The organism is Rhodococcus mengyinensis, from assembly GCF_048381435.1.
Classification (GTDB): Bacteria; Actinomycetota; Actinomycetes; order Mycobacteriales; family Mycobacteriaceae; genus Rhodococcus_F; species Rhodococcus_F opacus_D.
The window spans coordinates 1-6,609 of record NZ_JBLWIT010000033.1; the positions used below are offsets into that span (position 1 = coordinate 1).

Here is a 6,609-nt window from a genome sequence, read left to right on the forward strand (position 1 = left end):
GATCACGTAGGCGGTGTTGTCCGCGCGCAGGGGATGCGCCCGATCGGCGTCGTTGATCGGATGCGACCCGAATTCCGACAGGTCCAGCGCGTCGATGGTGACCACGTCGACGCCGGACGGAAGTGCGGGCTGATCCGCGGTCGTGGTCAGGACGCGGACCGGCGCGGCGGACTGCAGCACGTACCCGATGCGGTCGGCGGGGTGATCGGGGTCGACGGGCACGTAGGCACCACCCGACTTGACGACGGCGTACATTCCCACCACGAGGTCCAGCGAGCGCCGCATCGCCAGCACCACCCGCGACTCCGGCCCCACACCGCACGACACGAGATACCGCGCCAACCGGTTCACCCGAGCATCGAACTCCGCATACGTCAGCGAGGCGCTGTCGAAGACCAGGGCTGTCGCGCCGGGAGCGCGCGCCACCTGTGCGTCGAACAGGTCCGGCAGGGTGGCGACGGGAACGTCGTGGTCCGTGGCGTTCCACCCGGCCAGTTCCCGGAGGCGCGCGGCGGGGTCCGCGACCGCGATGTCGCCGACCGGCGTCTGCGGTGCAGCAGTCACAGCTTCGAGGATCCGGACGAACTGTGCGCCGAACGAGCGAATCGTGCTCTCGTCGAACAATTCGGTGGCGTAGTTGAACTCGGCGGCGATGGGGCCGGGCCTGCCATCGGCGCTGTGAGTGTCGGTGAGGACGAGTTGCAGGTCGAACGCGGCGACGTCGGGGAGGATCGGCTCGCTCGACACCGACAGCCCGGGGAGTTCGAGGTGCGCGGGTGCATGGTTCTGGAAGAACAGCGCGACCTGGAACAGCGGGTGGTGGGCTGCCGTGCGGGTGGGGTTCAGGTGGTCCACGAGACGTTCGAACGGCACATCCGTGTGGGTGAACGCGGTGAGGTCCACGTCGCGGACCTGCTGCAGCAGTGCGGTGAACGACGATGCCGGGTCCACCTGTGCGCGGAGCACGAGGGTGTTGACGAACATTCCGACCAGGTCGTCGAGGTCGCGGTCGCCGCGGCCGGCGACGGGCGTGCCGATCGCGATGTCGGTGGTCGCGCTGAGCCTGCTGAGCAGCACCGACAGGGCGGAGTGCGCGACCATGAACAGGGTGACGTTCTGGGTGCGGGCCAGGGTCAGCAGGCGTTGGTGCAGTTCCGCCGAGATCTCCCAGGACAGCGTCGCGCCGTGTTTCGACGCGACGGCGGGTCGCGGTCGGTCGGTGGGCAGGTCGATGCTGTCCGGCAGCCCGGCCAGCGCGGTTCCCCAGTAGGAGAGTTGGCGGGCGGCCCGGGAGTTCGGGTCGTCCTCCTCGCCGAGGAGTTCTCGTTGCCAGAGTGTGTAGTCGGCGTACTGCACCGGCAGCGGCGTCCATTGGAGGTCGTGGCCGCCGCTGTGCGCGGCGTACGCCACCATCAGGTCGCGGGACAGCGGTGCGAAAGACCATCCGTCGGCGGCGATGTGGTGCACCACCAGCGTCAGCACGTGTTCGTCGTCCCGGACGCGCACCAGTTGTGCGCGCACGGGAATCTCGGTTGTGACGTCGAAGCCGGTGAGGGCGAACGTCCGGATCGAGTTGTCGAGGTCGGCCTCCCGGGCCTCGACGACGGTGAGGCCGAGGTCGATGTCGTGGGCGTCGAGGATGCGCTGCCAGGGTCCGGCGTCGGAGCCGGGGAATACGGTGCGCAGCGATTCGTGCCGGTTCAGTAGGTCGCGGAGTGCGCGACCGAGTGCCGTGACGTCGAGGTCACCCGAGAACCGCACGGCAAGAGGCAGGTTGTGGCCGGGGCTCGAGGTATCGAACTGGTTGAGGAACCACACCCGCTGCTGGGCGGGCGACAACGGCACCCGCGTGGGCCGCACCTGCGGAACCAGTGCGGGAGTCGAGGTGTGCGCGTCGCGGTCGACTTCGTCGAATCGTTGCGCGAGCCCGCCGACGGTCGGCGCATCGAAGACGTCGCGCAGCGCCACCGGGACGCCGAGCGCCGTGCGCAGTCGCGACACGAGTCGGGTGGCGACGAGGGAGTTGCCGCCGAGGTCGAAGAAGTGGTCGTGGACACCGACCCGCTCGACCCCCAGGATGTCGGCGAACACACCGGCGACGATCTCCTCGGTGGGCGTCCGCGGCGCCACGTAGTTGGTGGTTGTCGCGTCGAGGTCGGGTGCCGGCAGCGCTTTGCGGTCGAGTTTGCCGTTCACCGACAGCGGCAGGGTGTCGAGGTGCACGACGTGCGCCGGGATCATGTACGACGGCAGAATCGTGGCAAGGTGGTCGCGGAGATGAGTCGCCGCGACGTCCACGGCACCGACCGTGTAGGCGACGAGGGCCTCTTCGCCGCGGTCGTCGCGGTGCACCACCACAACCGCCTGCATCACATCCGGATGCGTCTCGAGCGCCGTCTCGATCTCCCCCAACTCGATCCGCTGCCCCCGCAACTTCACCTGGAAATCCGTCCGACCCACATACTCCAGCGCACCATCGGTGCGGCGACGCACCAGGTCCCCCGTGCGGTACATCCGTCCACCCGCCACATACGGATTCGCCACGAACCGATCCGCCGACAGATCCGGACGACTCAGATACCCCCGCGCCAGCTGGACCCCCGCCAGATACAACTCCCCCGCCACCCCGTTCGGCACCGGATGCAACCGCGAATCGAGCACATGCACCTGCGTATTCCACACCGGACGCCCGATCGGCACCGTCACCGTGTCCGCCGCACCGGTCTCCCAATACGTGACATCGACCGCCGCCTCCGTCGGCCCGTACAAATTGTGCAGATCGGCACCACAGACCGCCCGGAACCGCGACACCTGCTCCGGCGTCAACGCCTCCCCCGAACAGAACACCAACCGCAACGAATCACACACCGCCACAGCAGGTTCCGCGGTGAACACCGACAACATCGACGGCACGAAGTGCATCGTGGTGATGCGGTGCCGACGGATGAGAGTGGCGAGGTAGTCGGGGTCGCGGTGCCCGTTCGGTGCGGCGATCACCAGCGTGGCACCGACCTGCAGAGGCCAGAACAGCTCCCACACCGACACGTCGAACGTCACCGGAGTCTTCTGCATCACCGCGTCGTCGGAAGTCAGCGGGTACTCGTGCTGCATCCACAGCAGGCGGTTCACGATCGCGCCGTGGGTGACCGCAACACCCTTGGGCCGGCCCGTCGACCCGGACGTGAAGATCACATATGCCGTGTTGTCCGCGGTGAGCGTGGTGGAGATCGGTGCCGGGTCCTCGTCGGGGAGGTCGAGCGTGTCGATGTGCAGCACCGGTGCCGCGGTGGCGAACGTGGTGTCGTCGGCGGCGCGTGTCAGCACGCACACCGGCTGCGCGGTGTCGAGCACGTATGCGGTGCGCTCGGCGGGGTGATCGGGATCGATCGGCAGGTAGGCGCCGCCGGCCTTCACGACGGCGTAGATCGCGACGAGCAGATCGATCGAACGGCGCATCCCGACCGCGACGACGGACTCCGGTCCCACTCCGCTTCCGATCAGATAACGGGCGAGGCGGTCGGTGTGCTCGTCGAATTCGGCGTAGGTCAGCCATCGTTCCTCGAAGACCAGCGCCACGGCGTCGGGTGTGGCGGTGGCCTGGTCCGCGAACAACGACACCAGAGTGTCCGCGGGCACGGGGTGGTTCGTTGCGTTGGTCGCCGCGAGGGCGGACCGCTCGTCCGCGTGGAGCAGGTCGATGTCGCCGACGGCGACCGGCGGGTTGTCGACGACCACGTCGAAGAGCCGGCCGAATCGTTCGCCGATCGACACGGCTGTGTCCTCGTCGAACAGGTCTGTCGCGTAGGACAATTGCACGGCCAGACCGGCTGGTGCGAGGGTGGAGTCAAACTGCTCGACGACGGTGAGCTGCAGGTCGAACTTCGCCACGTGGACGTCGATCTCGGTTGCCTCGACCTCGAGTCCGTCGAGTTCCACCCGGGTGTTCGCGGTGTTCTGGAAGGTGAGCATCACCTGGAACAGCGGGTGGTGTGCCGACGACCGGGCGGGGCTGAGCACCTCCACGAGGCGCTCGAACGGGACGTCGCTGTGCTGGAACGCGGCGAGGTCGGCGTCGCGGGTCCGGGCGAGTACGTCACCGAACGTGTCGCCGGGGTCGACGGTCGTGCGGAGGACGAGTGTGTTGACGAACATCCCGACCAGGTGGTCGAGCGCCTCCTCGCCGCGTCCCGCGACGGGGGTGCCGATCACGATGTCCGATCCGGCGCCGAGACGGCGGAGCAGAACCGCCAGGGCGGCGTGCGTCACCATGAACGGCGTGGTGCCGGTGCTCTGGGCGAGATCGACGAGACGCCCGTGCACGTCGGCCGGGATCGTGAACTGCACACGCCCGCCCCGGTGGGACATCTCGGCGGGCCGCATCCGGTCGGTGGGCAGCTCGATCAGCTGCGGCACGCCGGCTAGCGCTGCCTGCCAGTGGGCGATCTGCCTGGCGGACAGGCTGTTCGGGTCGTCTTCCGAACCCAGTAGATCCCGCTGCCAGAGGCTGTAGTCGGCGTACTGCACCGGAAGCGGCGCCCAGGTGGGTGCGTGACCGGCGGCGCGCGCCGCGTACGCGACCATCACGTCGGCAGCCAGCGGCGTCATCGACCAGCCGTCGGCGGCGATGTGGTGGACGACGAGGACGAGGATGTGCCGGTCGGGTGCCTCCCGGAACAGGCCGGCGCGCAGCGGTCTGTCGGTGGTGAGGTCGAATCCGGTGCCGCCGAGGGTCGTCATCGCGGCGGTGAGCGAATTTGCGTCGACGTCGATGGGATCGTCGCCGGCCAGCACGCTCACGACGGACGCGACCAGCTGGTGGGGTCCGTCGGGGCTGTCGGGGAAGACGGTGCGCAGCGCCTCGTGACGCTCCTGGACGTCGTCGATCGCCCCGAGCAGGGCGTCGCGGTCGAGTGCGCCGGTGAGTCTCAGCGCGATCGGCAGGTTGTAGGCGGGCGATGCCGTGTCGAACTGGTTGAGGAACCACATGCGTTGCTGCGCAACGGAGAGGGGCACCCGGTCGGGCCGTTGCCGAGCCTCCAGTACCGGACGCGAGTCGGCCTGCGCGCCGGTGTTCGCCGCCGCGACCGCCAGCTGCGACACCGACGGCGACTGGAAGAGGTCCCGGACCCCGATCCGCGCACCGAGGGCGGTGTTCACTCGGGACACGACCTGGGTGGCCATCAGTGAGTTGCCGCCGAGTTCGAAGAAGCTGGTGTCGACGCTCAAATCGGGCAGGCCGAGGACGTCGCGGAAGATCCCGAGGAGGATCTCCTCCGTGACCGTTCTGGGTTGCACAATCTCGGCCGAGTATGCGGCGAATACCGGTGTGGGCAGGGCGTTGCGGTCCAGTTTCCCCGCCGGGGTCAGCGGCAACGACTCCAACACCATGATCGCCGACGGCACCATATACCCCGGCAACCGCTCCCCCACGAACTCGGCGAGTGCACGGGTTTCGACGTCAGTTCCAGGCGCCGAAAGCACGTACGACACCAGCCGACTGCTGCCACTCCCGTCGTCATGGCCGACCGTGTGGGCGAACTCCACCACCGGATGCGCCGCCAACACGGCGTCGATCTCCCCCAACTCGATCCGGAACCCCCGGATCTTCACCTGAAAATCACTACGCCCCAAAAACTCCAAAACCCAGGTGCCGTCCGGGGCGGCCACCCACCGCACCACATCACCCGTGCGATACATCCGCCCACCCGCACCGAACGGACACGCCACGAACCGCCCCGCCGTCAACCCCGCCCGATGCACATACCCGCGCGCCAAACTGGGGCCGAGGACGTAGAGTTCGCCACGCACCCCGGCCGGGACCGGACGCAACCGCCGATCCAGCACCACCAGATCCACACCGACCGTCGGCGACCCGATACTCACCGGCCGCCCAGGCACCAACGGGCCGGTAGCCGACGACATGATCGTCGTCTCACTCGGACCGTACGCATTGACCATGATCCGGCCCGGCGCCCACCGCGCCACCAACTCCGGTGGACACACATCACCGGCCACCACCACCGTTTTCAGATGGTCCAGACCACGGTGATCGAGCGACGCCAACGCCGCCGGCGTACAGAACGCATGCGACACCCCATGTTCGGCAAGGAACTCCGCCAACTCCGAACCACCGAAAATACTGGTCGGCGCCACCACCAGCGTCGCCCCCGCACACACCGCCATCACCAACTCGAACACCGACGCATCGAAACTCGGCGACGCGAAATGCAACACCCGCGACCCCGACGACACCCCCAACCGATCCCGCTCATCCGCCGCCAGATTCACCACACCCCGATGCGTGACCGCCACACCCTTCGGCCGACCCGTCGACCCGGACGTATAAATCACATACGCCGGATGATCCACCGACAACACACCCGTGCGGTCCGAATCATCCAGGGGCTCCGAGGAGTACGAGGCCAGACCCTCGACCACTGCGTCGTCGTCGAGGACGATCCAGTGCGTACCCTCCGGCAGACCCTCCCGCAACGCGGCCGTCGTCACACCGATCGGCGCACCACAATCCTCCAGCATGAACGCGATCCGGTCAGCCGGATAACTCGGATCCACCGGAACGAACGCCGCCCCCGACTTCGCCACCGCCCA

1 protein-coding gene is annotated in these 6,609 nt (G+C 68.2%); it reads right to left on the reverse strand.

The features are described 5' to 3' along the window. Positions 1-6,609, reverse strand: a 6,609-nt coding sequence (locus ACNJ7E_RS04255; protein ID WP_418339222.1) for a non-ribosomal peptide synthetase, incomplete at both ends; no start/stop codon positions are given.